The organism is Chromobacterium sp. CCUG 30098 (genome assembly GCF_059916605.1).
On record NZ_JAUCGS010000006.1, the window covers coordinates 249,970 to 274,805 of the forward strand.

At 58.2% G+C, this 24,836-nt stretch carries 31 protein-coding genes and 1 tRNA gene; all 32 read left to right on the plus strand.

All coding sequences use genetic code 11. The features are described 5' to 3' along the window. The first annotated feature begins 16 nt into the window (after positions 1-16). The 32 genes from rplK (at position 17) to rplO (ending at position 24,834) form a co-directional block, all read left to right on the plus strand. On the plus strand, positions 17-448 hold the full coding sequence (gene rplK / locus QUG03_RS15585) for a 50S ribosomal protein L11 (RefSeq protein WP_048416070.1): 432 nt from the start codon (positions 17-19) through the stop codon (positions 446-448). Continuing rightward, positions 448-1,143, plus strand: a complete 696-nt coding sequence (gene rplA / locus QUG03_RS15590; RefSeq protein WP_048416069.1) for a 50S ribosomal protein L1 — start codon at positions 448-450, stop codon at positions 1,141-1,143. Before rplK ends, rplA begins: the two co-directional genes overlap by 1 nt. Positions 1,144-1,322: 179 nt before the next feature. Further along, positions 1,323-1,397, plus strand: a tRNA-Thr gene (locus QUG03_RS15595). Positions 1,398-1,483: 86 nt separating this feature from the next. Continuing rightward, entirely contained in the window at positions 1,484-1,981 is a 498-nt protein-coding gene (gene rplJ / locus QUG03_RS15600; protein WP_107797906.1) for a 50S ribosomal protein L10, read from the plus strand. Between the two features lie 36 nt (positions 1,982-2,017). Beyond that, a complete protein-coding gene (rplL, locus tag QUG03_RS15605; protein ID WP_019102910.1) occupies positions 2,018-2,389 on the plus strand; it encodes a 50S ribosomal protein L7/L12 in 372 nt (123 codons plus the stop codon). A gap of 158 nt (positions 2,390-2,547) precedes the next feature. Continuing rightward, the gene (gene rpoB / locus QUG03_RS15610) at positions 2,548-6,723 is read left to right on the plus strand and encodes a DNA-directed RNA polymerase subunit beta (RefSeq protein ID WP_107797907.1); all 4,176 of its coding nucleotides are present in this window, start codon (positions 2,548-2,550) and stop codon (positions 6,721-6,723) included. Positions 6,724-6,777: 54 nt separating this feature from the next. Next, positions 6,778-10,974: a DNA-directed RNA polymerase subunit beta' gene (gene rpoC, locus QUG03_RS15615; protein WP_107797908.1), complete on the plus strand. Its 4,197-nt coding sequence runs from the start codon at positions 6,778-6,780 to the stop codon at positions 10,972-10,974. 207 nt (positions 10,975-11,181) lie between these two features. Then, complete coding sequence (gene rpsL / locus QUG03_RS15620; RefSeq protein ID WP_019103491.1) at positions 11,182-11,553, plus strand: 30S ribosomal protein S12; 372 nt, start codon at positions 11,182-11,184, stop codon at positions 11,551-11,553. Between the two features lie 109 nt (positions 11,554-11,662). Next, a complete protein-coding gene (gene rpsG, locus QUG03_RS15625; protein ID WP_019103492.1) occupies positions 11,663-12,133 on the plus strand; it encodes a 30S ribosomal protein S7 in 471 nt (156 codons plus the stop codon). A 27-nt stretch (positions 12,134-12,160) separates the two neighbouring features. After that, entirely contained in the window at positions 12,161-14,257 is a 2,097-nt protein-coding gene (gene fusA, locus QUG03_RS15630; protein ID WP_107797909.1) for an elongation factor G, read from the plus strand. A 76-nt stretch (positions 14,258-14,333) separates the two neighbouring features. Next, complete coding sequence (gene tuf, locus QUG03_RS15635) at positions 14,334-15,524, plus strand: elongation factor Tu (RefSeq protein WP_227106574.1); 1,191 nt, start codon at positions 14,334-14,336, stop codon at positions 15,522-15,524. 15 nt (positions 15,525-15,539) lie between these two features. After that, the gene (gene rpsJ, locus QUG03_RS15640) at positions 15,540-15,851 is read left to right on the plus strand and encodes a 30S ribosomal protein S10 (protein WP_011137734.1); all 312 of its coding nucleotides are present in this window, start codon (positions 15,540-15,542) and stop codon (positions 15,849-15,851) included. Between the two features lie 158 nt (positions 15,852-16,009). Beyond that, on the plus strand, positions 16,010-16,654 hold the full coding sequence (gene rplC, locus QUG03_RS15645) for a 50S ribosomal protein L3 (protein WP_500820371.1): 645 nt from the start codon (positions 16,010-16,012) through the stop codon (positions 16,652-16,654). Beyond that, positions 16,654-17,274 (plus strand): 50S ribosomal protein L4, encoded by a 621-nt coding sequence (gene rplD, locus QUG03_RS15650; RefSeq protein ID WP_048413700.1) that lies wholly within the window; start codon positions 16,654-16,656, stop codon positions 17,272-17,274. The genes rplC and rplD overlap by 1 nt, the downstream gene beginning before the upstream one ends. Continuing rightward, positions 17,271-17,579, plus strand: a complete 309-nt coding sequence (rplW, locus tag QUG03_RS15655; protein ID WP_019100830.1) for a 50S ribosomal protein L23 — start codon at positions 17,271-17,273, stop codon at positions 17,577-17,579. The genes rplD and rplW overlap by 4 nt, the downstream gene beginning before the upstream one ends. A gap of 11 nt (positions 17,580-17,590) precedes the next feature. Next, positions 17,591-18,424, plus strand: a complete 834-nt coding sequence (rplB, locus tag QUG03_RS15660) for a 50S ribosomal protein L2 (protein WP_082158849.1) — start codon at positions 17,591-17,593, stop codon at positions 18,422-18,424. 6 nt (positions 18,425-18,430) lie between these two features. Further along, positions 18,431-18,709 carry a 30S ribosomal protein S19 gene (gene rpsS / locus QUG03_RS15665; RefSeq protein ID WP_019099947.1) on the plus strand — a complete coding sequence of 93 codons (279 nt, stop codon included), beginning with the start codon at positions 18,431-18,433 and terminating at the stop codon, positions 18,707-18,709. Between the two features lie 9 nt (positions 18,710-18,718). After that, entirely contained in the window at positions 18,719-19,048 is a 330-nt protein-coding gene (gene rplV, locus QUG03_RS15670; protein WP_019099946.1) for a 50S ribosomal protein L22, read from the plus strand. A 10-nt stretch (positions 19,049-19,058) separates the two neighbouring features. Continuing rightward, on the plus strand, positions 19,059-19,760 hold the full coding sequence (gene rpsC, locus QUG03_RS15675; protein ID WP_043594108.1) for a 30S ribosomal protein S3: 702 nt from the start codon (positions 19,059-19,061) through the stop codon (positions 19,758-19,760). After that, complete coding sequence (rplP, locus tag QUG03_RS15680) at positions 19,744-20,160, plus strand: 50S ribosomal protein L16 (RefSeq protein WP_019101458.1); 417 nt, start codon at positions 19,744-19,746, stop codon at positions 20,158-20,160. Before rpsC ends, rplP begins: the two co-directional genes overlap by 17 nt. Next, positions 20,160-20,348: a 50S ribosomal protein L29 gene (gene rpmC, locus QUG03_RS15685; RefSeq protein WP_011137725.1), complete on the plus strand. Its 189-nt coding sequence runs from the start codon at positions 20,160-20,162 to the stop codon at positions 20,346-20,348. Before rplP ends, rpmC begins: the two co-directional genes overlap by 1 nt. A gap of 1 nt (position 20,349) precedes the next feature. Then, the gene (gene rpsQ, locus QUG03_RS15690; RefSeq protein ID WP_043594104.1) at positions 20,350-20,613 is read left to right on the plus strand and encodes a 30S ribosomal protein S17; all 264 of its coding nucleotides are present in this window, start codon (positions 20,350-20,352) and stop codon (positions 20,611-20,613) included. A 203-nt stretch (positions 20,614-20,816) separates the two neighbouring features. Further along, positions 20,817-21,185, plus strand: coding sequence for a 50S ribosomal protein L14 (gene rplN / locus QUG03_RS15695; RefSeq protein WP_019104491.1), 369 nt, complete (start codon positions 20,817-20,819; stop codon positions 21,183-21,185). A 9-nt stretch (positions 21,186-21,194) separates the two neighbouring features. Beyond that, a complete protein-coding gene (rplX, locus tag QUG03_RS15700) occupies positions 21,195-21,509 on the plus strand; it encodes a 50S ribosomal protein L24 (RefSeq protein ID WP_048413703.1) in 315 nt (104 codons plus the stop codon). 10 nt (positions 21,510-21,519) lie between these two features. After that, entirely contained in the window at positions 21,520-22,059 is a 540-nt protein-coding gene (gene rplE, locus QUG03_RS15705) for a 50S ribosomal protein L5 (RefSeq protein ID WP_019104493.1), read from the plus strand. Positions 22,060-22,063: 4 nt separating this feature from the next. Continuing rightward, positions 22,064-22,369, plus strand: coding sequence for a 30S ribosomal protein S14 (gene rpsN, locus QUG03_RS15710; protein WP_081546296.1), 306 nt, complete (start codon positions 22,064-22,066; stop codon positions 22,367-22,369). Positions 22,370-22,383: 14 nt separating this feature from the next. After that, positions 22,384-22,779 carry a 30S ribosomal protein S8 gene (gene rpsH, locus QUG03_RS15715; protein WP_019104495.1) on the plus strand — a complete coding sequence of 132 codons (396 nt, stop codon included), beginning with the start codon at positions 22,384-22,386 and terminating at the stop codon, positions 22,777-22,779. Between the two features lie 9 nt (positions 22,780-22,788). Next, entirely contained in the window at positions 22,789-23,322 is a 534-nt protein-coding gene (rplF, locus tag QUG03_RS15720; protein ID WP_019104496.1) for a 50S ribosomal protein L6, read from the plus strand. A 13-nt stretch (positions 23,323-23,335) separates the two neighbouring features. Next, positions 23,336-23,689 carry a 50S ribosomal protein L18 gene (gene rplR, locus QUG03_RS15725; RefSeq protein ID WP_048411919.1) on the plus strand — a complete coding sequence of 118 codons (354 nt, stop codon included), beginning with the start codon at positions 23,336-23,338 and terminating at the stop codon, positions 23,687-23,689. Between the two features lie 13 nt (positions 23,690-23,702). Continuing rightward, positions 23,703-24,221 carry a 30S ribosomal protein S5 gene (rpsE, locus tag QUG03_RS15730; protein WP_043594101.1) on the plus strand — a complete coding sequence of 173 codons (519 nt, stop codon included), beginning with the start codon at positions 23,703-23,705 and terminating at the stop codon, positions 24,219-24,221. Next, the gene (rpmD, locus tag QUG03_RS15735) at positions 24,214-24,399 is read left to right on the plus strand and encodes a 50S ribosomal protein L30 (RefSeq protein WP_011137715.1); all 186 of its coding nucleotides are present in this window, start codon (positions 24,214-24,216) and stop codon (positions 24,397-24,399) included. The genes rpsE and rpmD overlap by 8 nt, the downstream gene beginning before the upstream one ends. Positions 24,400-24,402: 3 nt before the next feature. After that, positions 24,403-24,834 (plus strand): 50S ribosomal protein L15, encoded by a 432-nt coding sequence (gene rplO, locus QUG03_RS15740; RefSeq protein ID WP_048413704.1) that lies wholly within the window; start codon positions 24,403-24,405, stop codon positions 24,832-24,834. The last annotated feature ends 2 nt before the right edge of the window (positions 24,835-24,836 follow it).

The following is a 24,836-nucleotide window of genomic DNA, read 5'->3' on the forward strand; positions in this document are numbered from 1 at the left end:
AACTAGGAGTTTAATCGTGGCAAAGAAAATTGTCGGCTATATCAAGCTGCAAGTGCCCGCTGGCAAAGCCAACCCGTCGCCGCCGATCGGTCCGGCCCTGGGTCAGCGTGGTCTGAACATCATGGAATTCTGCAAGGCGTTCAACGCCGCGACCCAAGGCGTTGAGCCGGGTCTGCCGATTCCCGTAGTGATTACCGCATTCGCGGACAAGTCCTTCACCTTCGTGATGAAGACCCCGCCGGCCACCATCCTTCTGAAGAAGGCTGCTGGCATCAAGTCCGGTTCGGCCAAGGCCAATACCGACAAGGTGGGTAAAGTGACTCGCGCTCAGCTGGAAGAAATCGCCAAGACCAAGCAGCCGGATCTGACCGCTGCTGATCTGGACGCCGCTGTTCGCACCATCGCCGGCTCCGCCCGTTCGATGGGTCTGGAAGTGGAGGGCGTGTAATGGCTAAGGTTTCCAAGCGCTTGCAAGCTCTGAAGGCTGGCGTTGATCGCAACAAGCTGTACGCTATCGACGAAGCGATCTCCCTGGTGAAAGCCGCCGCTACCGCCAAATTCGATGAGTCCATCGACGTGGCCGTGAATCTGGGCGTGGATCCGCGTAAATCCGACCAAGTGGTTCGTGGTTCCGTGGTTCTGCCGCGCGGTACCGGCAAGTCCGTACGTGTTGCCGTGTTCGCTCAAGGCGCGAACGCTGAAGCCGCTAAAGCCGCTGGCGCGGAAGTCGTTGGTTTCGACGATCTGGCCGAGCAGGTTAAAGCCGGCAATCTGGACTTCGACATCGTGATCGCCTCCCCGGACGCCATGCGCGTTGTGGGTCAGCTGGGTCAGATCCTGGGCCCGCGCGGCCTGATGCCGAACCCGAAGGTGGGCACCGTGACCCCGAACGTAGCCGAGGCCGTGAAAAACGCCAAGGCCGGTCAGGTTCAGTACCGTACCGACAAGGCCGGTATCGTTCACGCCACCATCGGCCGTGCTTCTTTCGAAGCCGAAGCCCTGCGTGAAAACTTCTCCGCTCTGGTTGATGCCCTGGTGAAAGCCAAGCCGGCAGCTTCCAAGGGCGTGTATCTGAAAAAGATCGCCGTATCCAGCACCATGGGTGTCGGCGCTCGTGTAGATACCAACTCGATCAGCGCTTAATCGCTGTTTGAGTTTGGCGGGGCGGTTCGCCGCCTCGCCAAGGCTTTGGGCTGGCAAGTTCGCTTGCCAGGTTGTCAAAGACCGTAGGCGCCGCAAGGCTTAATCACAGATTTGCCGGTATGGAAGTCCGCACCCTACGCAGATGGTGTACCCGAAACAGGCTTCTGAACAAAGTTCAAGCTCATGTAGCTCAGGGGTAGAGCACTCCCTTGGTAAGGGAGAGGTCGGCGGTTCAATTCCGCCCATGAGCACCAGTTCTTTATGATGTCTCCTGATGTAGGTCGCCGCTGCAAAGCGAAGCGAAAATCCTTTCGCTTCATTTCAGTCTAGGAGGTAGACCTTGAGTCTCAATATCGAAGATAAAAAGGCGGTCGTAGCTGAAGTATCTGCCACGCTGGCAGACGCTCAGACCCTCGTTATCGCTGAATATCGGGGCATCGAGGTAAGCAGCATGACCAAACTCCGCGCTCAGGCGCGCGAGAATGGCGTATACCTGCGCGTTCTGAAGAACACGCTGGTTCGCCGTGCTGTGGAAGGCACTCCGTTTGCCGGTCTGGCTGACCAAATGGTCGGCCCGCTGGTTTACGCTGTTTCCACCGACCCGGTAGCTGCTGCCAAGGTGCTGCATCAATATGCCAAGGCTGACGACAAAATCATCGTCAAAGCAGGTTCCTACGATGGCCAGGTGCTGAATGCCGCTCAGGTTGCTGAGCTCGCGTCCATCCCGAGCCGCGAAGAACTGCTGTCCAAGCTTCTCTACGTTATGCAGGCTCCGGTCGCTGGCTTCGCCCGCGCGCTGGCCGCCCTGTCCGACAAGAAGCAAGCCGAAGCCGCTTAACTTATTTGATTCTTATAGAATTCAGGAGATTTTCACATGGCAATCACCAAAGAAGACATCCTCGAGGCCGTTGCTGGTCTGACCGTGATGGAACTGAACGACCTGGTTAAGGCGTTCGAAGAGAAGTTCGGCGTTTCCGCCGCTGCTGTTGCTGTTGCTGGCCCGGCTGGCGCCGGCGCTGCTGCCGCTGAAGAAAAAACCGAGTTTGACGTTATCCTGACTGGCGCTGGCGACAACAAGGTTGGCGTGATCAAGGTTGTGCGCGCAATCACCGGTCTGGGCCTGAAAGAAGCCAAAGACCTGGTTGACGGCGCTCCGAAAGCCCTGAAAGAAGGCGTGGCGAAGGCTGAAGCCGACGACATCCTGAAACAGCTGACCGAAGCCGGTGCTAAGGCTGAAATCAAATAATCTTCTTTGAAAAAAGAGGGTGAGGCTGGCGGAGAAATCCGCCAGCCTTATTGCGCTTGTAGTTGGCCGAAACGAAGAAGGTAAAAGCCAGCAATTATTGAGCGTGGCTGCTGACTTTTGGTTTCTTGCTTGCGCCACCCCACCTCGATGGAGACTCTATGAGTTATTCGTTTACTGAGAAGAAGCGTATTCGTAAAAGTTTTGCGAAGCGTGCCAGTGTTCTCGATGTCCCATTCCTGTTGGCGACCCAGATTGATTCCTACACCGAATTTCTCCAGTTGGGTGTGCCGCTTGACCAGCGTAGGGATGTGGGCCTTCAGGCTGCGTTCAAATCGATCTATCCGATCATCAGCCATAATGGCTATGCGCGTCTGGACTTCGCTCATTACGTCTTGGGCGAGCCGCCGTTCGACGTGCAGGAGTGCCAGCTGCGCGGCATTACCTACGCCGCTCCGTTGCGCGCGCGCATCCGTCTGACCATCTTCGACAAAGAGTCTTCCAAGCCGGTGGTGAAGGAAGTGCGCGAGAACGAAGTGTACATGGGCGAAATCCCGCTGATGACGACCAATGGTTCGTTCATCATCAACGGCACCGAGCGCGTCATCGTTTCTCAGTTGCATCGTTCCCCGGGCGTGTTCTTCGAGCACGACCGCGGCAAGACTCATTCCTCCGGCAAACTGTTGTTCTCCGCCCGCGTGATTCCTTACCGCGGTTCCTGGCTGGACTTCGAGTTTGACCCGAAAGACCTGCTGTACTTCCGTATCGACCGTCGCCGCAAGATGCCGGTGACCATCCTGCTGAAGGCGCTGGGTTACACCAACGAAGAAATCCTGTCCGAGTTCTACAGCTTCGACACCTTCTACCTGACCAAGAGCGGCGTGTTCATGCGCGTGGTTCCGGATCGTCTGAAGGGCGAAGTGGCCAAGTTCGACATCGTTGCCGCCGACGGCAAGCTGATCGTGGCCAAGGACAAGCGTATTACCGCCAAGCACATCCGCGACATCCAGACCGCTGAGCTGGACCGCATCGAAGTGCCGGCCGACGCGCTGCTGGGCAAGGTGCTGGCGCACAACGTCGCCAACGCCGACACCGGCGAGCTGATTTCGCGCGCCAACGACGAAGTGACCGAGGAAGTGCTGGCCAAGCTGGCGCTGGCCGATATCCAGCAGGTGGAAGTGTTGTTCACCAACGATCTGGATCAGGGCTCCTACATCTCCCAGACGCTGCGCGCCGACGACATCCAGGACCAGCTGCAGGCCCGCGTGGCCATCTACCGCATGATGCGTCCGGGCGAACCGCCGACGGAAGACGCGGTGGAAGCGCTGTTCCAGCGTCTGTTCTTCAGCGAAGAAACCTACGATCTGTCGCGCGTGGGCCGCATGAAGTTCAGCTCGCGCACCTACCAGTACAAATTCGACGACAAGACCCCTGAGTGGTTCAAGGTGCTGATCGGCGAGAAGTTCGCCGAGCGTCGCGATGTGATGGAAGGCACGCTGTCGACTGAAGACATCGTGTCCGTGATCGCCATCCTGACCGAGCTGCGCAATGGCCGCGGCGAAGTGGACGATATCGATCACCTGGGTAACCGTCGCGTGCGTTCGGTGGGCGAACTGGCCGAAAACCAGTTCCGCGCCGGCCTGGTACGCGTGGAGCGCGCGGTCAAGGAACGCCTGAATCAGGCGGAATCCGACAACCTGATGCCGCACGACCTGATCAACGCCAAGCCGGTGTCCGCCGCGATCAAGGAGTTCTTCGGCTCCTCGCAGCTGTCCCAGTTCATGGACCAGACTAACCCGCTGTCGGAAATCACCCACAAGCGCCGCGTATCGGCTCTTGGCCCGGGCGGTCTGACCCGCGAACGCGCCGGTTTCGAAGTGCGCGACGTACACCCGACCCACTACGGCCGCGTGTGCCCGATCGAAACGCCGGAAGGCCCGAACATCGGTCTGATCAACTCCTTGTCCGTCTATGCGCGCACCAATGAGTTCGGCTTCCTGGAAACCCCGTACCGCAAGGTAGTGGACAGCAAGGTCACCAACGAGATCGACTACCTGTCCGCGATCGAAGAAGGCCGCTACGTGATTGCTCAGGCCAACGCCGAGTTGAGCGAAGAAGGCGCGCTGATCGACGAGCTGGTGACCTGCCGCGAGAAGGGCGAAACCATTCTGGCGACTCCGGACCGCGTACAGTACATGGACGTGGCCACCGGTCAGGTGGTGTCCGTCGCCGCTTCGCTGATTCCGTTCCTGGAACACGATGACGCCAACCGCGCATTGATGGGCGCCAACATGCAGCGCCAGGCCGTGCCTTGCCTGCGTCCGGAAAAAGCCCTGGTGGGCACCGGTATCGAGCGCTCGGTGGCGGTTGACTCCGGCACCACCGTGGTGGCGCGTCGCGGCGGCGTGGTCGACTATGTCGACGCGACCCGCGTGGTGGTTCGCGTCAACGACGAAGAAGCCGTTGCCGGCGAAGTGGGCGTGGACATCTACAACCTGACCAAGTTCACCCGCTCCAACCAGAACACCAACATCAACCAGCGTCCGGTGGTGAAAGTGGGCGACCACATCGCCCGTGGCGACGTGGTGGCCGACGGCGCCTCCACCGATCTGGGCGAGCTGGCGCTGGGTCAGAACATGACCATCGCCTTCATGCCGTGGAACGGTTACAACTACGAGGACTCGATCCTGATCTCGGAGAAGCTGGTCGCCGAAGACCGCTACACCTCGATCCATATCGAAGAACTGTCCGTGGTTGCCCGCGACACCAAGCTGGGCCCCGAGGAAATCACCCGCGACATCCCGAACCTGTCCGAGCGCATGGCCGGCCGTCTGGATGAATCCGGCATCGTGTACATCGGCGCCGAAGTCGAAGCCGGCGATGTGCTGGTGGGCAAGGTGACGCCTAAGGGCGAAACCCAGCTGACCCCGGAAGAGAAGCTGCTGCGCGCGATCTTCGGCGAGAAGGCTTCCGACGTGAAGGACACCTCGCTGCGCGTGCCGACCGGCACCGTGGGCACCGTGATCGACGTTCAGGTGTTCACCCGCGAAGGCATTGAGCGCGACAAGCGCGCCCAGTCCATCATCGATTCGGAACTGAAGCGCTATCGCCTGGACCTGAACGACCAACTGCGTATTTTCGACAACGACGCCTTCAGCCGTATCGAGCGTCTGATCGTGGGCAAAGTGGCCAACGGCGGTCCGAAGCGTCTGGTGAAAGGCACTGTGATCGATCAGGAATACCTGGCCGATCTGCCGTCCAAGCACGACTGGTTCGACATCCGCATGGCCGATGAAGACATCGCCAAGCAGCTGGAACTGATCAAGGAAAGCCTGGCGCAGAAGCGCGAAGAATTCGACCTCAAGTTCGAAGACAAGAAGCGCAAGCTGACCCAGGGCGACGAGCTGCCGCCGGGCGTGCAGAAGATGGTTAAGGTTTACCTGGCCGTTAAGCGCCGCCTGCAGGCCGGCGACAAGATGGCCGGCCGTCACGGCAACAAGGGCGTGGTATCGCGCATCTTGCCGATCGAAGACATGCCTTACATGGGCGACGGCCGTCCGGTCGACATCGTGCTGAACCCGCTGGGCGTACCGTCGCGTATGAACATCGGTCAGATCCTGGAAGTGCATCTGGGTTGGGCCGCCAAGGGCATCGGCGAGCGCATCGACCGCATGATCAAGGATCAGCAGAACGCTTCCTTGGTGCGCGGCTATCTGGAGCGCATCTACAACGAAGCGGGCAAGGTCGAGGACATCGCCTCGCTGAGCGACGACGAAGTGCTGGCCCTGGCGGACAATCTGCGCAAGGGCATGCCGTTCGCGACGCCGGTGTTCGACGGCGCCAAGGAGACCGAGATCAAGCACATGCTGGATCTGGCCTACCCGGATGCGGACCCGCTGACCGAGAAAATGGGCTTTAATGAGTCCAAGACCCAGATGACCCTGTACGACGGCCGCTCCGGCGAAGCCTTCGACCGCAAGGTCACCGTGGGCGTGATGCACTATCTGAAGCTGCATCACCTGGTCGACGACAAGATGCACGCGCGCTCCACCGGCCCGTACTCGCTGGTGACTCAGCAGCCGCTGGGCGGTAAGGCCCAGTTCGGCGGCCAGCGTTTCGGTGAGATGGAGGTTTGGGCGCTGGAAGCTTACGGCGCCGCCTACACCCTGCAGGAAATGCTGACCGTGAAGTCGGACGATGTGACCGGTCGTACCAAGGTGTACGAGAACATCGTCAAGGGCGAGCACAAGATCGATGCCGGCATGCCGGAATCCTTCAACGTGCTGGTGAAGGAAATCCGTTCGCTCGGCCTCGACATGGACCTGGAACGTTATTGATTGGGTTGAATGGGCGCGGCAAGCCGCCGCGCCTGTCCCCTGACTGGAGACGCAATGAAAGCTCTGCTCGACCTCTTTAAGCAAGTTACGCAAGAAGAAGAGTTTGATGCGATTAAGATCGGCATCGCCTCGCCTGACAAGATCCGTTCCTGGTCTTATGGTGAAGTAAAAAAGCCTGAAACCATCAACTATCGTACCTTCAAACCGGAACGCGACGGCCTGTTCTGCGCGCGCATCTTCGGACCGGTGAAGGACTATGAGTGCTTGTGCGGCAAGTACAAGCGCCTGAAGCATCGCGGCGTGATCTGCGAGAAGTGCGGCGTGGAAGTCACCTTGTCCAAGGTGCGTCGCGAACGCATGGGCCACATCGAGCTGGCCAGCCCGACCGCGCACATCTGGTTCCTGAAGTCGCTGCCGTCGCGTCTGGGCATGGTGCTGGACATGACGCTGCGCGACATCGAACGCGTGCTGTACTTCGAAGCGTTCGTGGTGACCGATCCGGGCATGACCCCGCTGCAATACCGTCAGCTGCTGACCGAAGAGGACTTCCTGGACAAGGAAGACCAGTACGGTGAAGAGTTCGTCGCCATGATGGGCGCCGAAGCGGTCAAGGAATTGCTGAAGAAGCTGAACCTGGACAGCGAGATCGAGACCCTGCGCGCCGAACTCAAGGCCACCAGCTCCGACACCAAGATCAAGAAGATCTCCAAGCGCCTGAAAGTGCTGGAGGCCTTCCAACGTTCCGGCATGAAGCCGGAATGGATGATCCTGGAAGTGCTGCCGGTGCTGCCGCCGGAACTGCGTCCGCTGGTGCCGCTGGACGGCGGTCGCTTCGCTACTTCCGATCTGAACGATCTGTACCGCCGCGTGATCAACCGTAACAACCGTCTGAAGCGCCTGCTGGAACTGCGCGCGCCGGACATCATCGTGCGCAACGAGAAGCGCATGCTGCAGGAATCGGTTGACTCGCTGCTGGACAACGGCCGTCGCGGCAAGGCGATGACCGGCGCCAACAAGCGTCCGCTGAAGTCGCTGGCCGACATGATCAAGGGCAAGGGCGGTCGTTTCCGTCAGAACTTGCTGGGTAAGCGCGTGGACTACTCCGGTCGTTCCGTGATTACCGTGGGCCCGACCCTGCGTCTGCATCAGTGCGGCCTGCCTAAGAAAATGGCGCTGGAACTGTTCAAGCCCTTCATCTTCCACAAGCTGGAAGTGATGGGTCTGGCCTCCACCATCAAGGCGGCCAAGAAGCTGGTAGAGCAGGAAGTGCCGGAAGTCTGGGACATCCTGGAAGACGTGATCCGCGAGCATCCGGTGCTGCTGAACCGCGCGCCGACGCTGCACCGCCTGGGTATTCAGGCGTTCGAGCCGGTGCTGATCGAAGGCAAGGCCATCCAGCTGCACCCGCTGGTTTGCGCGGCGTTCAACGCCGACTTCGACGGTGACCAGATGGCTGTTCACGTGCCGCTGTCGCTGGAAGCGCAGATGGAAGCCCGCACCCTGATGCTGGCCACCAACAACGTGCTGTCCCCGGCCAACGGCGACCCGATCATCGTGCCGTCGCAGGATATCGTGTTGGGTCTGTACTACATGACCCGCGATAAGGTGAACGGCAAGGGCGAAGGCATGGTGTTCGCGGATACCAAGGAAGTGCATCGCGCCTACGAAACCCGTCAGGTTGAACTGGCGACGCGCATCACCGTGCGTCTGCGCGAGTGGGAAAAAGACGAGCAGGGCGAGTTCCAGCCGGTGATCAAGCGTTACGACACCACCGTGGGCCGCGCCATTCTGTCCGACATCCTGCCGAAAGGCCTGCCGTTCGAGCACATCAACAAGGCGCTGAAGAAGAAGGAAATCTCCAAGCTGATCAACGTATCGTTCCGCCGTTGCGGCATCCGCGATACCGTGATCTTCGCCGACCAGTTGATGTACACCGGTTTCGCCTACTCCACTCGCGGCGGCATCTCCATTTGCGTGGACGATATGCAGATCCCGGCCAAGAAGGTCGACCTGCTCGCCGACGCGCAGAAGGAAGTCAAAGAGATCGAAGAGCAGTACCGTCAAGGTCTGGTGACCCAGGGCGAACGCTACAACAAGGTAGTGGACATCTGGGGCCGCACCGGCGACAAGATCGCCAAGGCGATGATGGACGAGCTGTCCAAGCAGAAGGTGCTGGACCGCGAAGGCAAGGAAGTCGATCAGGAATCCTTCAACTCCATTTACATGATGGCCGACTCGGGCGCGCGGGGTTCCGCCGCTCAGATCAAGCAGCTGGCCGGCATGCGGGGTCTGATGGCCAAGCCGGACGGCTCGATTATCGAGACGCCGATTACTGCGAACTTCCGCGAAGGCCTGACCGTACTGCAGTACTTTATTTCCACTCACGGTGCGCGTAAGGGTCTGGCGGATACCGCCTTGAAGACCGCGAACTCCGGTTACCTGACGCGTCGTCTGGTCGACGTGACCCAGGACTTGGTGGTGATCGAGGACGATTGCGGCACCAGCAACGGCTTCACCATGAAGGCCGTGCTGCAAGGCGGCGACGTGATCGAACCGCTGCGCGACCGCATCCTGGGCCGCGTGGCCGCGATCGACCTGGTGGATCCGTCCACCGGCGAGACCGTGATCGAAGCCGGCACCCTGCTGGACGAGCATCTGGTGGACGTGGTGGACAGCCTGGGCATCGACGAAGTGAAGGTGCGTACCGCCATCACTTGCGACACCCGCTACGGCCTGTGCGCCAAGTGCTATGGTCGCGACCTGGCGCGCGGCAAGCGCGTCAACGCCGGCGAAGCCATCGGCGTGATCGCCGCCCAGTCCATTGGCGAACCGGGCACCCAGCTGACCATGCGTACCTTCCACATCGGTGGCGCGGCGTCGCGAAACGCGGCCGCCAGCCAGGTGGAGGGCAAGTCCAACGGCACCGTGCGCTTCTCCAGTCAGATGCGCTATGTGGCGAACACCAAGGGCGAGCTGATCGTCATCACCCGCTCCGGCGAAGTGGTGATCCACGACGATATGGGCCGTGAGCGCGAGCGTCACAAAGTGCCGTACGGCGCGACCCTGATGGTCACCGACGGTCTGGTGATCAAGGCGGGCGCGGTGTTGGCCACTTGGGACCCGCACACCCGTCCGATCATCACCGAGTACGCGGGCCGCGTGAAGTTCGAAAACGTGGAAGAGGGCAACACCGTAGCCAAGCAGACCGACGAAGTGACGGGTCTGTCGACGCTGGTGGTGATCGATCCGAAGCGCCGCGCCGGTTCTCAGTCCAAGATGCTGCGTCCTCTGGTGAAGCTGCTGGACGACAACGGCAACGAAGTGAAGCTGGCCGGTTCCGAAGCCTCGGTATCGATCACCTTCCAGGTGGGCGCCATTATCACGGTGCGCGACGGTCAGGAAGTGGGCAAGGGCGAAGTGCTGGCCCGCATCCCGCAAGAATCGTCCAAGACCCGCGATATTACCGGTGGTCTGCCGCGTGTGGCCGAGCTGTTTGAAGCGCGTTCGCCGAAAGACGCCGGCATGCTGGCGGAAGTGACCGGTACGATCTCCTTCGGCAAGGACACCAAGGGCAAGCAGCGCCTGATCATCACCGATCTGGAAGGCAATGGTTACGAAAACCTGATCCCGAAAGACAAGCACGTGCTGGTGCACGACGGTCAGGTGGTGAACCGCGGCGAATCCATCGTCGACGGTCCGGTGGATCCGCACGACATTCTGCGTCTGCAGGGTATCGAGGCCTTGGCCCGCTACATCGTTCAAGAGGTGCAGGAGGTGTATCGTCTGCAGGGCGTGAAGATCAACGACAAGCACATCGAGGTGATCATTCGCCAGATGCTGCGTCGCGTGATCATCTCCGACAGCGGCGACACCGAGTTCATCCAGGGCGAGCAGGTGGAACGCGCCGACGCGCTGGAAATGAACGACAAGATGCTGGCGGAAGGCCGTGAGCCTGCGCAGTACGAAAACGTGCTGCTGGGTATCACCAAGGCGTCCTTGTCCACCGACTCCTTCATCTCCGCGGCTTCCTTCCAGGAAACCACCCGCGTGCTGACCGAAGCGGCGATCATGGGCAAGAAGGACGACTTGCGCGGCCTGAAGGAAAACGTGATCGTCGGTCGTCTGATCCCGGCGGGTACCGGCCTGGCTTACCACCGCACCCGTCGCGGTTCGACGCAGCATACGCTGGAAGCGGCCGAAGCTCAGTTCTTCGACATCGCCCCGGCCGACGCGCTCGACAGCAACGAATAACGCTTAGTCGTCCTGGCCGGAAAGGGGCGGAATTGCCCGCCTCGGAAGGCCCTGACGCAAAGTGTTGAAAAAACGCTGCCCTATCAACGGTTAAGGTGATGGGGCGGCGTTGTTTTCATTGACGGTAGGACGTTGACTAAAATATAATCCTCCGTCCTTTCTGGCGGCGTGTTGCCGCTGGAGAGCTTCAACTAGGAACTGATAGTAATGCCAACCATTAACCAACTCGTTCGCAAAGGCCGCGTCGCCATCAAGGCGAAGAGCAAGGTGCCTGCGCTGGAAGCCTGCCCGCAGAAGCGTGGCGTGTGCACCCGTGTCTACACCACCACTCCGAAGAAGCCGAACTCGGCTCTGCGTAAAGTGTGCAAGGTTCGTCTGACCAACGGTTTCGAAGTGATTTCCTACATTGGTGGTGAAGGCCACAACCTGCAGGAACACTCCGTAGTGCTGCTCCGCGGCGGTCGTGTAAAAGACTTGCCGGGTGTTCGCTACCACACCGTTCGCGGCTCCCTCGACACCGCAGGTGTTAAAGACCGTAAACAGGCTCGTTCCAAGTACGGCGCCAAGCGTCCCAAGTAATTGGGTTGCACTCAAGGCGGCCTGATCAACACTCAGGGTCGTCTAGTAAGTGACTGCTCCATTGGGTAGTCATGAGCCAAAGCTCAACTGAATAATCTAAGGAAGTAACATGCCACGTCGCAGAGAAGTCCCCAAGCGCGAAATCCTGCCGGATCCGAAGTTCGGTTCCCAGGACCTGTCCAAGTTCATGAACGTAGTCATGATCGATGGCAAGAAATCCGTTGCAGAACGCATCATCTACGGTGCTCTGGAACAGATCGAAAAGAAATCCGGCAAGAATGCCCTGGAAGTATTCAACACCGCTCTGGCCAACGCCAAGCCGGTTGTTGAAGTAAAAAGCCGCCGTGTAGGCGGTGCCAACTATCAAGTTCCTGTTGAAGTACGTCCGTCGCGTCGTATGGCTCTGGCCATGCGTTGGCTGCGCGACGCTGCGCGCAAGCGCGGCGAAAAGTCCATGGACCTGCGCCTGGCTGGTGAGTTGCTCGACGCGGCCGAAGGCCGTGGCGGCGCGATGAAGAAGCGTGACGAAGTGCACCGTATGGCAGAAGCCAACAAGGCCTTCTCGCACTTCCGCTTCTAAGCAGACCCACTATTTAAGGTGTAGATCGTGGCAAGGAAAACCCCCATTGAGCGTTACCGTAACATCGGTATCTCCGCTCACATTGACGCCGGTAAGACGACCACTACCGAGCGTATTCTGTTTTACACCGGTGTGAACCACAAGCTGGGCGAGGTTCATGACGGCGCTGCCACCACTGACTGGATGGAGCAGGAGCAGGAGCGTGGCATTACCATCACCTCCGCTGCTGTGACCACCTTCTGGAAAGGTATGGGGATGCAGTTCCCCGAGCACCGCTTCAACATCATCGACACCCCGGGACACGTGGACTTTACCATTGAGGTAGAGCGTTCCATGCGTGTACTGGACGGCGCGGTGATGGTGTACTGCGCGGTGGGCGGCGTTCAGCCCCAGTCTGAAACCGTATGGCGTCAGGCTAACAAGTACAAAGTTCCGCGTATCGCCTTCGTGAACAAGATGGACCGTCAAGGCGCCAACTTCTTCCGTGCGGTTGAACAGGTGAAGACTCGCCTGCGCGGCAATCCGGTGCCCATCGTTGTGCCTATCGGCGCTGAAGATGGTTTCACCGGCGTGGTCGATCTGTTGAAGATGAAGGCCATCATCTGGGATGAAGCGTCCCAGGGCATGAAATTCGAATACGGCGACATCCCGGCCGATCTGGTTTCCGTGGCCGAAGAATGGCGCGAGAAAATGGTCGAAGCCGCTGCTGAAGTCAGCGACGAGATGATGGACAAGTACTTGGGCGGCGAAACGCTGACCGAGGAAGAAATCATCGCCGGCCTGCGCGAGCGTACCCTGCGTTGCGAAATTCAGCCGATGCTGTGCGGCTCCGCGTTCAAGAACAAGGGTGTTCAGCGCATGCTGGATGCCGTGATTGAACTGCTGCCGGCACCGATCGACATTCCGGCCATCGCGGGTGAAACCGACGGCAAGCCGGCCGAGCGTCACGCTTCCGACGACGAGCCGTTCTCGGCTCTGGCGTTCAAGCTGATGAACGACCCGTACGTTGGTCAGCTGACCTTCTTCCGCGTCTACTCCGGTGTGGTGAAGTCCGGTGATACCGTGCTGAACTCCATCAAGGGCAAGAAAGAGCGTATCGGCCGTATCGTGCAGATGATGGCGAACGACCGTATCGAGCTGGAAGAAGTGCGTGCCGGCGACATCGCCGCCGCCATTGGCCTGAAAGAAGTGACCACCGGCGAAACCCTGTGCGATCTGAACGCCGAAATCATCCTGGAGCGCATGGAGTTCCCGGAGCCGGTGATTCACGTTGCCGTTGAGCCGAAGACCAAGGCCGACCAGGAGAAGATGGGCGTTGCCCTGAACCGCCTGGCCAAGGAAGACCCGTCGTTCCGCGTGCGTACCGACGAAGAATCCGGCCAGACCATTATTTCCGGTATGGGCGAACTGCACCTGGAAATTCTGGTTGACCGCATGCGGCGTGAATTTGGCGTTGAAGCCAACGTTGGCGCTCCGCAAGTGGCTTACCGCGAAACCATTACCAAAGTCGTTACCGACGTTGACGGCAAGCACGTCAAGCAGTCCGGTGGTAAGGGTCAGTACGGCCATGCAGTCATTACCCTGGAGCCGTCCGGCGAAGGCAATGGCTACAAGTTTGTCGACGAGATCAAGGGTGGCGTGATTCCGCGTGAATTCATTCCGTCCGTGGACAAGGGTATTCAGAACACCCTGTCCAGCGGTATTCTCGCCGGCTTCCCGGTGGTTGACGTTACCGTGCGTCTGACCTTCGGTTCCTACCACGACGTCGACTCCTCGCAGATCGCGTTCGAACTGGCGGGCTCCCTGGCATTCAAAGAAGCCATGCGCCGCGCCGGTCCGTGCATCCTCGAGCCGATGATGGCGGTGGAAGTGGAAACTCCGGAAGAGTACATGGGCGATGTGATGGGCGACTTGAACCGTCGTCGCGGCATCGTTCAGGGTATGGACGACGATGGTTTGGGTGGCAAGAAGATCAAGGCCGAAGTACCGCTGGCCGAGATGTTCGGTTACTCCACCGACCTGCGTTCCGCTACCCAGGGTCGTGCGACTTACTCCATGGAGTTCAAGCACTACTCCGAAGCTCCGAAGCATGTTGCCGACGCCGTAATGGCCGCTCGCAAGTAATGCGCGCTGAGGCTGGCCGGGCCGAAAGGTCCGGTCAGTCCCGATCTAATGTTCTTTAATTAAGGATTTTTGCAAAATGGCAAAAGAAAAGTTTGAGCGGACCAAACCGCACGTAAACGTAGGCACCATCGGTCACGTGGACCATGGTAAAACCACTCTGACCGCTGCTATCACCACCATTCTGTCCAAGAAGTTCGGCGGCGAAGCCAAAGACTACTCCCAGATCGACAGCGCGCCGGAAGAGAAGGCTCGTGGTATTACCATTAATACCGCTCACGTAGAATACGAAACCGAGTCCCGTCACTACGCTCACGTAGACTGCCCGGGTCACGCCGACTACGTTAAGAACATGATTACCGGTGCTGCCCAGATGGACGGCGCTATCCTGGTGTGCTCGGCCGCTGACGGTCCGATGCCGCAAACCCGCGAACACATCCTGCTGTCCCGTCAGGTTGGCGTTCCGTACATCATCGTGTTCCTGAACAAGGCCGACCTGGTGGACGACGCTGAGCTGCTGGAACTGGTTGAAATGGAAGTTCGCGATCTGCTGTCTTCCTACGACTTCCCGGGCGACGACACCCCGGTGGTGATCGGCTCCGCTCGTCTGGCGCTGGAAGGCGACCAGTCCGAATACGGCGAACCGGCCATCTTCAAGCTGGCTGCTGCTCTGGATTCCTACATCCCGACTCCGGAACGCGCCATCGACAAGCCGTTCCTGCTGCCGATCGAAGACGTGTTCTCGATCTCCGGCCGCGGCACCGTGGTAACCGGTCGCGTGGAGCGCGGCATTGTTAAAGTCGGCGAAGAACTGGAAATCGTGGGTCTGAAGGCTACCGCGAAGACCACTTGCACCGGCGTGGAAATGTTCCGCAAGCTGCTGGACCAAGGTCAAGCCGGCGACAACGTGGGCGTGCTGCTGCGCGGCACCAAGCGTGAAGACGTTGAGCGTGGTCAGGTACTGGCCAAGCCGGGTTCCATCACCCCGCACACCAAGTTCCAGGCTTCGGTATACGTACTGAGCAAAGACGAAGGTGGCCGTCACACCCCGTTCTTCGCGAACTACCGTCCGCAGTTCTACTTCCGCACCACCGACGTAACGGGCGCCGTTACCCTGTCGGAAGGCGTGGAAATGGTAATGCCGGGCGACAACGTGGAGATCACGGTTGAGCTGATCGCTCCGATCGCCATGGAAGATGGTCTGCGTTTCGCCATCCGCGAAGGCGGTCGTACCGTCGGCGCCGGCGTTGTTGCCAAGATCATCGCTTAAGGATCGGAGAATCTAATGTCTAGCCAGAAAATCCGCATCCGCCTGAAAGCTTTCGATTACAACCTGATCGATCGCTCTGCTCAGGAAATCGTTGAAACCGCCAAGCGCACCGGCGCCGTTGTTAAGGGCCCGGTTCCGCTGCCGACCAAAATCGAGCGTTTCAACGTTCTGCGTTCCCCGCACGTGAACAAGACTTCCCGGGACCAGCTGGAAATCCGCACTCACCTGCGTCTGATGGACATCGTGGATCCGACCGACAAGACCGTCGACGCTCTGATGAAGCTCGACCTGCCGGCCGGTGTTGATGTGGAAATCAAGCTGCAGTAATCGCTTAAGTTCAAGGGTTTGCGAGCTAAGTTCTTGCGATTCTTGAATTTTCTGTGATACATTAGCGGACTCGCCATTTTGGCGAGTCCGTTTTTGTTTTTTCTGTCGTGTTTTTTATGCCGGTCAATCGTAATCGGCGCCTGAAAAAGGAAATAAACATGAGTTTAGGTCTTGTCGGTCGCAAAGTCGGCATGACCCGCATTTTTGCCGAAGATGGCGCAACCATCCCGGTAACTGTGCTGGACATGTCCGCTAACCGCGTCACGCAAATCAAAACTGCTGAAACCGACGGCTACAATGCCGTGCAGGTTACCTATGGCTCCAAAAAGGCCAGCCGTGTTGTTAAGGCTGCCGCGGGCCACTTCGCCAAGGCTGGCGTTGAAGCAGGTCTGGGTCTGGTCGAGTTTCCGCTGACCGCCTCCGATCTGTCCAACTTCAAGCAGGGCGATGCCATCGCTGTTGAGATCTTCACCGTTGGTCAACTGGTTGATGTAACCGGCACCTCCAAAGGTAAAGGCTTCTCCGGCGTGATCAAGCGTCACAACTTCTCTTCCAACCGTGCTTCCCATGGTAACTCGCGTTCGCATAACACGCCGGGTTCCATCGGTCAGGCGCAAGATCCGGGCCGCGTTTTCCCGGGTAAGCGCATGGCGGGCCAATACGGTAACGTCAAGAGCACCGTGCAGTGCCTGGAAATCGTTCGTGTCGATGCCGAGCGTCAACTGATTCTGGTTAAAGGTGCTGTTCCTGGCGCCAAGAACGGTGACGTTGTCGTTCGTCCTAGCGTGAAGGCAGGTGCGTGATGGAATTGAATGTAATCAATACCCAAGGCAAGGCTGTTGGCAGCCTGCAAGTGTCCGACTCTTTGTTCGGCCGCGAGTACAACGAAGCTCTGGTGCACCAGGTCGTTACCGCATTCCTGGCGAATGCTCGTAGCGCCAACCGCGCCCAGCTGACCCGTGCTGAAGTGAAGCACTCGACCAAGAAGCCTTTCCGTCAGAAAGGTACTGGTAACGCTCGTGCCGGTATGACTTCCACCCCGAACCGTCGTGGTGGTGGCCGTGCCTTCCCGAACAAGCCGGACGAGAACTTCACCCAGAAAGTTAACCGCAAGATGTTCCGTGCAGGCATGGCCGCGATTCTGTCGCAGCTGGTCCGCGACGAGCGTCTGATCGTGGTTGACGAACTGAACGTTGAAAGCCCGAAGACCAAAGAATTCGTTGGCGCCGTTCAGCCCATGGGCCTGGAGCAAGCTTTGTTCATCACTAGCGAGCTGAGCGAAAACCTCTATCTCTCTTCGCGTAACCTGACGAACGTGCTGGTTATCGAAGCGGTTCAAGCTGACCCGTACAGCCTGTTGCGCTTCAAGAAGACCGTGATCACTCGCGACGCTGTGAAGCAACTTGAGGAGCAGTGGGCATGAATCAAGAACGTCTGTTGCAAGTAATTCTTGCTCCCATCGTTTCCGAAAAGAGCACCATGATTGCTGAGAAGAACCAGCAAATGGCGTTCCGCGTTGCTAAAGATGCGACCAAGCCGGAAATCAAGGCTGCTGTTGAAATGCTGTTCAATGTAAAAGTTGAAGGTGTTTCCACTGTCAATGTCAAGGGCAAGGTTAAGCGCTTTGGCCGTTCCATCGGTCGTCGCAGTGACTGGAAAAAGGCCTACGTTAGCCTGGTGGAAGGTCAAGAAATTGATCTGACCGCTACCCCGGCCGCAGCGGAGTAAGGAGATAGAGCATGCCTATCGTTAAGGTAAAACCGACTTCCGCGGGCCGCCGTGCCGTTGTCAAGGTAGTAAACCCTGACCTGCACAAAGGTGCTCCGCACGCCGCCCTGTTGGAAAAGAAATCTTCCACCGGTGGCCGTAACCACAATGGTCACATCACCACGCGTCATCGTGGCGGTGGCCATAAGAAGCACTACCGCATCATCGACTTCCGTCGCAACAAGGATGGCATCCCGGCGAAAGTGGAACGCATCGAATACGATCCGAACCGCACCGCCCACATCGCCCTCCTGTGCTACGCCGATGGCGAGCGTCGCTACATCATCGCCCCGCGCGGTGTGAAGGCCGGCGCCGAGCTGTTGTCCGGCGCGGAAGCTCCGATCAAGGCCGGTAACGCTCTGCCGATCCGCAATATCCCGGTGGGTACCACTATCCACTGCGTGGAAATGCAGCCTGGCAAGGGCGCCCAGATGGTTCGTTCCGCTGGCGCATCCGCGATGCTGCTGGCTCGCGAAGGCGCTTACGCTCAGTTGCGTCTGCGTTCGGGCGAAATTCGCCTGGTGCACGTTGATTGCCGAGCGACTGTTGGTGAAGTGGGTAACGAAGAGCACTCCCTGCGCAAGCTGGGCAAGGCTGGCGCTACTCGCTGGCGCGGTATCCGTCCGACCGTTCGTGGCGTTGCCATGAACCCGGTTGACCACCCGCATGGTGGTGGTGAAGGCCGTACTGGCGAAGGCCGCGTGCCGGTTAGCCCGTGGGGCACTCCGACTAAGGGCTTCCGTACCCGTCGCAACAAGCGTACCGACAATATGATCGTACGCCGTCGCTATTCCAAAAAAGGGTAATTGACAATGGCACGTTCGCAGAAAAAAGGCCCGTTCGTTGATCTGCATCTGCTGAAAAAAGTAGATGCGGTGCGGGCAACCAGCGACAAGCGTCCGATCAAGACTTGGTCCCGTCGTTCGACCATCCTGCCGGATTTCATTGGTCTGACCATCGCTGTGCACAACGGTCGCACCCATGTGCCTGTTTATGTTTCCGAAAACATGGTCGGCCATAAACTGGGCGAATTCTCCCTGACTCGTACCTTCAAAGGCCACGCGGCCGATAAGAAGGCGAAGAAGAGATAAGGTGAAGCGATGAGAGTATCTGCAAATCTGAAAAGCGTTCGCCTGTCGGCACAAAAATGCCGCCTGGTGGCCGATCTGATCCGCGGCAAGTCCGTTGATCAGGCTCTGAATATCTTGGCCTTCTCCCCGAAGAAGGGCGCGGTAATCATCAAGAAAGTGCTGGAATCTGCCATCGCTAACGCCGAGCACAACGAAGGCGCCGACATTGACACCCTGCGTGTCACCGGCATCTTTGTTGACAAAGGCGCTAGTCTGAAGCGTTTCACTGCCCGTGCTAAGGGTCGTGGTAATCGCATCGAAAAGCAGACCTGCCACATCTCGTTGACCGTTGGCAATTAAGGGGTAAGAAATGGGTCAGAAGATTCATCCGACGGGATTCCGTCTTGCCGTTAACAAAAACTGGTCTTCCAAGTGGTTCGCGAATTCGCAGAACTTCCCGGAAATGCTGAAGCAGGATATCGAAGTTCGCGAATTCCTGAAAAAGCGTCTGGGTCACGCTTCGGTTGGCCGTGTGACCATCGAGCGCCCGGCTAAGTCCGCCCGCATCACCATCCACAGCGCCCGTCCGGGTGTTGTGATCGGTAAAAAAGGCGAAGACATCGAGCTGCTCAAGCAAGAACTGCAAAAGCGCCTGGGCGTTCCTGTGCATGTGAACATCGAAGAAGTTCGCAAGCCGGAACTGGACGCTCAAATCATCGCCGACGGCATCGCTTCCCAGCTGGAGAAGCGCGTGATGTTCCGTCGCGCCATGAAACGCGCTATGCAAAACGCAATGCGCATGGGTGCTCAAGGCATCAAGATCATGAGCTCCGGCCGTCTGAACGGTATCGACATCGCTCGTAGCGAATGGTACCGCGAAGGCCGCGTGCCGCTGCATACCCTGCGCGCAGACGTAGACTACGCAACCTCCGAAGCCAAGACCACCTACGGGATCATCGGCATCAAGGTATGGGTATACAAGGGCGAGCTCAAGCCGGGTCAAGTTCAGCCGGCTCCGGTAGCGACCGAGAAGAAATCGAGAAAGGGTGCTCGAAATGCTGCAGCCAACTAGACTCAAGTACCGTAAACAGCATAAAGGCCGCAACACGGGTATCGCTACTCGTGGCAACAAAGTGAGCTTTGGTGATTTCGGTCTGAAGGCGGTTGGTCGTGGTCGTCTGACCGCGCGCCAGATCGAAGCTGCGCGTCGCGCGATGACCCGTCACATCAAACGTGGCGGCCGCATCTGGATCCGCATCTTCCCGGACAAGCCGATCACCTCCAAGCCTGCTGAAGTTCGTATGGGCGGGGGTAAAGGCTCTCCGGAGTACTACGTGGCCGAAATCCAGCCTGGCAAGATGCTGTATGAAATGGATGGTGTTTCCGAGGAACTCGCTCGTGAAGCTTTCCGTCTGGCCGCAGCCAAGTTGCCGATCGCCACTGTGTTTGTAACTAGACAGGTAGGTCAGTAATGAAAGCGTCCGAACTGAAAGCCAAAACTGTTGACGAGCTGAAGGCGGAACTGCTTAGCCTCTTGAAGGCCCAGTTTGCTCTGCGTATGCAGCACGCCACTCAGCAACTCGCCAAGACCTCTGAACTGAAGAAAGTACGTCGCGACATCGCTCGCGTGCGCACCGTTCTGAAAGAAAAGGCAGTTTAAGATGAGCGAAACCAAAGTGGTACGTACGCTGACCGGTACCGTAGTCAGCGACAAGATGGATAAGACCGTGACCGTACTGGTCGAGCGCAAAGTAAAGCACCCGATCTACGGCAAAATTATCCGTCGTTCTAAGAAGTTCCACGCGCACGACGAGAACAACGAGTTCAAGGCCGGCGATATCGTTGTTATCAGCGAGTCCCGTCCGCTCTCGAAGACCAAGACGTGGGTGGTAACTGCCCTGGTAGAGAAATCCCGCCAGGTGTAAAGACTTGCAGGGGGCGAAAGCTCCCTGTATAATGGCCATCTTCCTACTCCTATCGAGTAGGAGTTCCGCCCTTACGGGGTCCAAAACTGGCCGTTGGATACGCCACAGTTTCTGTGGCGTTTCGTCTGTTTGGTCTTGCTCTTATGCGAGAAACCGGCAGGTGAGAGTGACGGATAAAGTTGGATTAGAAAGGTAATCATCACATGATTCAAATGCAGACCATGCTTGAGGTCGCTGACAATACAGGTGCGCGTCACGTTATGTGCATCAAGGTATTGGGCGGTTCCAAGCGTCGCTATGCAAGCGTAGGCGACATCATCAAGGTGACCATCAAGGATGCTGCTCCGCGCGGACGCGTCAAAAAAGGCGACGTTTACAACGCGGTTGTGGTTCGCACTGCCAAAGGCGTGCGTCGTCCGGATGGCTCGTTGATCAAGTTCGACGGCAATGCCGCCGTCCTGCTCAACAACAAGCTTGAGCCTATCGGCACTCGTATCTTCGGGCCTGTTACGCGTGAACTGCGTACCGAGCGCTTCATGAAGATCGTTTCGCTGGCTCCTGAAGTACTGTAAGGAGATCGCATGCGCAAAATTCGCAAGGGTGATGAAGTCGTAGTAATCACCGGCAAAGACAAAGGTAAGCGCGGCACCGTTCTGCGCGTTCTGGACGAGAAACTGGTTGTTGAAGGCGTGAATGTCGCCAAGAAACACCAGAAGCCGAATCCGGTGCGTGGCGTGGCCGGCGGCATCGTTGAAAAGACCATGCCTGTTGACGCATCGAACGTCGCCATTTTCAATCCGGCAAGCCAAAAGGCTGACCGCGTAGGCTTCAAGGTTCTTGAAGACGGCCGCAAGGTACGCGTGTTCAAGTCCAACGGCGAAGTCATTGGCGCGTAAGGAACAAAACATGGCACGTCTCTACGATTTCTACAAAGACACCGTAGTGCCTGAACTGATGAAACAGTTCGGCTACAAGTCGATCATGCAAGTCCCGCGCATTGAGAAGATCACTGTGAACATGGGTGTGGGCGAAGCTGTTGCCGATAAAAAGGTAATGGATTTCGCCGTGGGCGACTTGGAAAAGATCGCCGGCCAGAAGCCGGTTGTCACCACCGCTCGCAAATCCATCGCAGGCTTCAAGATTCGCGATCACTACCCGGTAGGTTGCAAGGTAACTCTGCGTCGCGAACGCATGTACGAGTTCCTGGACCGCCTGGTGACGATCGCGCTGCCGCGCGTTCGCGACTTCCGTGGTGTTTCCGCCAAGTCTTTCGACGGCCGCGGCAACTACAACATGGGCGTTAAAGAACAGATCATCTTCCCGGAAATCGAGTACGACAAGATCGATGCTCTGCGTGGTATGAACATTACTGTTACCACCACCGCGAAGACTGACGAAGAGGCCCGCGCTTTGCTGGCCGCGTTCAAGTTCCCGTTCAAGGGTTAAGCACATGGCAAAACTTGCACTGATTCAGCGCGAAGAGAAGCGTGTCAAGCTGGCTGCAAAATTTGCTGCCAAGCGCGAAGCCCTTATCGCGACTATCAACAATCAAAGCCTCTCGGAAGAAGAGCGCTTTGCAGCTCGCCTGCAACTGCAGCAGCTGCCGCGCAATGCTTCCCCGGTTCGCCAGCGTCGTCGCTGCGCCATCACCGGTCGTCCGCGTGGCGTATTCCGCAAATTCGGTCTGGGTCGTAACAAACTCCGTGAAATCGCTCTGAAGGGCGAGATTCCGGGGGTTGTGAAGGCCAGCTGGTAATAGGAGACACATAAATGAGCATGCACGATCCTATTTCCGATATGTTGACCCGCATCCGCAACGGCCAAATGGCTTCCAAGGTGGCAGTTTCCATGCCGTCTTCCAAGCTGAAAATTGCGCTGGCGCAGGTGTTGAAAGAAGAAGGCTACATCGAAGACTTCGCCGTTGCCGGCGAAGAGAAGAAGCCTGTTCTCGATATCCAGCTCAAGTACTATGCTGGCCGTCCGGTGATTGAGCGCATTGACCGCGTCTCCCGCCCTGGCCTGCGTGTGTACAAGGGCTCCACCGAAATCCCGAAAGTCATGAATGGCTTGGGCGTGGCTATCCTGTCCACCTCCAAAGGCGTTATGACTGATCGCAAAGCGCGCGCGGCCGGCATCGGCGGCGAGTTGCTGTGCGTCGTGGCTTAAGGGGGTCAAATGTCTCGCGTAGCTAAGAATCCCGTAGTCATCCCGGCTGGCGTCGAAGTGAAGTTCGGCGCTGCAGAAGTGACTGTTAAGGGCGCCCTGGGCTCCCTGAGCACCGCTCTGTGCGAAGAGGTAGATGTCAAGCTGGACAACGGCCAACTGACATTCGCCGCCAAGAACGACAGCAAATTCGCTCGTGCCATGTCCGGCACCCTGCGCGCGCTGCTGAACAATATGGTGACCGGCGTGTCCAAAGGCTTCGAGAAGAAGCTGCAGCTGGTAGGCGTGGGCTATCGTGCCCAGGCTCAAGGCGACACCCTGAACCTGTCTCTGGGTTTCTCCCACCCGGTGGCTCATCAAATGCCTGAAGGCGTTAAAGCTGAGACCCCGAGTCAGACCGAGATCCTGATCAAAGGCGCTGACAAACAGCGCGTTGGCCAGGTGGCTGCCGAAATCCGCGCTTACCGCGCTCCTGAGCCGTACAAAGGCAAGGGCGTTCGTTACGCTGATGAGGTTGTGGTTCTGAAAGAAACCAAGAAGAAGTAACTGAGGCACTGATATGGACAAGAAACAAGCTCGACTCCGCCGCGCACGTAAAACCCGTGCCCGGATCGCGGAGCTCAAGATGGTGCGTCTCACTGTGTATCGCACCAATAGCCACATTTATGCCCAGATCGTTGATGAGACCGGCAGCAAAGTACTGGCCAGCGCTTCTTCGCTGGAAGCCGACGTGCGCGCTGATCTCAAAAATGGCGGCAACGTGGCAACTGCAGCCGTGATCGGCAAGCGCATTGCTGAAAAAGCAAAAGCTGCTGGCATCGAGAAAGTTGCTTTCGACCGCTCTGGTTTCAAATACCACGGTCGTATGAAAGCGCTGGCTGACGCCGCTCGCGAACACGGTCTCGTATTCTAATTCGGAGTGAAGAATGGCTAAACACGAAACGGAAGATCGTGGCGACGGTCTGGTCGAGAAAATGATCAGCGTCAACCGCGTCACCAAAGTGGTTAAAGGCGGCCGTATCATGGCTTTCTCCGCCTTGACCGTGGTTGGTGATGGCGATGGCGGAATCGGCATGGGTAAGGGCCGTTCCAAGGAAGTTCCGGTTGCCGTACAAAAGGCAATGGAACAAGCTCGCCACAACATGGTTAAGGTTCCGTTGAAAAACGGCACTTTCCACCACACTGTGGTTGGCAAGCACGGCGCTACTACTGTATTCATCCAGCCCGCTAAAGAAGGTACCGGTGTGAAAGCCGGCGGCCCGATGCGCGCTATCTTTGATGCTATGGGTGTTCATAACGTCTCGGCGAAAATTCATGGTTCCACCAACCCGTACAACGTGGTGCGTGCAACTCTGGATGGTCTGAGCAACATCAACACCCCGGCGCAAATCGCCTCCAAGCGTGGCCTGAGCGTCGAGGACATCCTGGGGGTGAGCCATGAGTAACGCCAAGACTGTAAAGGTCACTCTGGTAAAGAGCCTGATCGGTCGCCTGGAGTCTCACAAGGCTTGCGCCCGTGGTCTGGGTCTGAAGAAGATTCGCCAGACTGTTGAAGTGCTCGATACCCCTGAAAACCGTGGCATGATCAACAAGATCAGCTACTTGTTGAAATTCGAGGGCTAAGCGATGCTGCTGAACACTGTACAGCCGGGTGCCGGCGCCAAGCATGCCAAGCGCCGTGTAGGCCGTGGCATCGGCAGCGGCCTGGGCAAGACTTGTGGCCGCGGTCACAAAGGTCAGAAGAGCCGTGCAGGTGGTTTCCACAAGGTTGGTTTCGAAGGCGGTCAAATGCCGCTGCAACGTCGTCTGCCGAAGCGCGGCTTCAAGTCGCTGAACGCAGGCAAGGTTGCCGAGATTCGCCTGTCTGAACTGAACCTGCTGCCGGTTGATGAAATCGACCTGCTCTCTCTCAAGCAAGCTGGTCTGGCTTCCATCCAGGTGACTTCCGCCAAGGTGGTGCTGTCCGGCAAGATTGAGCGCGCAGTAAAACTGCGCGGCGTTGGCGTAACTGCCGGCGCTCGCGCCGCCATCGAAGCTGCCGGCGGCAGCGTAGAATAAGG

Coding starts and splice junctions, on each gene's coding strand:
- rpsN (WP_081546296.1), top strand. CDS start 22,064: ATGGCAAAACTTGCACTGATTCAGCGCGAAGAGAAGCGTGTCAAGCTG.
- rpsC (WP_043594108.1), top strand. CDS start 19,059: ATGGGTCAGAAGATTCATCCGACGGGATTCCGTCTTGCCGTTAACAAA.
- rplA (WP_048416069.1), top strand. CDS start 448: ATGGCTAAGGTTTCCAAGCGCTTGCAAGCTCTGAAGGCTGGCGTTGAT.
- rpoC (WP_107797908.1), top strand. CDS start 6,778: ATGAAAGCTCTGCTCGACCTCTTTAAGCAAGTTACGCAAGAAGAAGAG.
- rpsS (WP_019099947.1), top strand. CDS start 18,431: ATGGCACGTTCGCAGAAAAAAGGCCCGTTCGTTGATCTGCATCTGCTG.
- tuf (WP_227106574.1), top strand. CDS start 14,334: ATGGCAAAAGAAAAGTTTGAGCGGACCAAACCGCACGTAAACGTAGGC.
- rplN (WP_019104491.1), top strand. CDS start 20,817: ATGATTCAAATGCAGACCATGCTTGAGGTCGCTGACAATACAGGTGCG.
- rplF (WP_019104496.1), top strand. CDS start 22,789: ATGTCTCGCGTAGCTAAGAATCCCGTAGTCATCCCGGCTGGCGTCGAA.
- rplV (WP_019099946.1), top strand. CDS start 18,719: ATGAGAGTATCTGCAAATCTGAAAAGCGTTCGCCTGTCGGCACAAAAA.
- rplC (WP_500820371.1), top strand. CDS start 16,010: ATGAGTTTAGGTCTTGTCGGTCGCAAAGTCGGCATGACCCGCATTTTT.
- rpoB (WP_107797907.1), top strand. CDS start 2,548: ATGAGTTATTCGTTTACTGAGAAGAAGCGTATTCGTAAAAGTTTTGCG.
- rplB (WP_082158849.1), top strand. CDS start 17,591: ATGCCTATCGTTAAGGTAAAACCGACTTCCGCGGGCCGCCGTGCCGTT.
- rplX (WP_048413703.1), top strand. CDS start 21,195: ATGCGCAAAATTCGCAAGGGTGATGAAGTCGTAGTAATCACCGGCAAA.
- rpsE (WP_043594101.1), top strand. CDS start 23,703: ATGGCTAAACACGAAACGGAAGATCGTGGCGACGGTCTGGTCGAGAAA.
- rpsH (WP_019104495.1), top strand. CDS start 22,384: ATGAGCATGCACGATCCTATTTCCGATATGTTGACCCGCATCCGCAAC.
- rplP (WP_019101458.1), top strand. CDS start 19,744: ATGCTGCAGCCAACTAGACTCAAGTACCGTAAACAGCATAAAGGCCGC.
- rpmC (WP_011137725.1), top strand. CDS start 20,160: ATGAAAGCGTCCGAACTGAAAGCCAAAACTGTTGACGAGCTGAAGGCG.
- rplE (WP_019104493.1), top strand. CDS start 21,520: ATGGCACGTCTCTACGATTTCTACAAAGACACCGTAGTGCCTGAACTG.
- rpmD (WP_011137715.1), top strand. CDS start 24,214: ATGAGTAACGCCAAGACTGTAAAGGTCACTCTGGTAAAGAGCCTGATC.
- rplR (WP_048411919.1), top strand. CDS start 23,336: ATGGACAAGAAACAAGCTCGACTCCGCCGCGCACGTAAAACCCGTGCC.
- rpsG (WP_019103492.1), top strand. CDS start 11,663: ATGCCACGTCGCAGAGAAGTCCCCAAGCGCGAAATCCTGCCGGATCCG.
- rpsJ (WP_011137734.1), top strand. CDS start 15,540: ATGTCTAGCCAGAAAATCCGCATCCGCCTGAAAGCTTTCGATTACAAC.
- rplD (WP_048413700.1), top strand. CDS start 16,654: ATGGAATTGAATGTAATCAATACCCAAGGCAAGGCTGTTGGCAGCCTG.
- rplO (WP_048413704.1), top strand. CDS start 24,403: ATGCTGCTGAACACTGTACAGCCGGGTGCCGGCGCCAAGCATGCCAAG.
- rpsQ (WP_043594104.1), top strand. CDS start 20,350: ATGAGCGAAACCAAAGTGGTACGTACGCTGACCGGTACCGTAGTCAGC.
- rplL (WP_019102910.1), top strand. CDS start 2,018: ATGGCAATCACCAAAGAAGACATCCTCGAGGCCGTTGCTGGTCTGACC.
- rpsL (WP_019103491.1), top strand. CDS start 11,182: ATGCCAACCATTAACCAACTCGTTCGCAAAGGCCGCGTCGCCATCAAG.
- rplW (WP_019100830.1), top strand. CDS start 17,271: ATGAATCAAGAACGTCTGTTGCAAGTAATTCTTGCTCCCATCGTTTCC.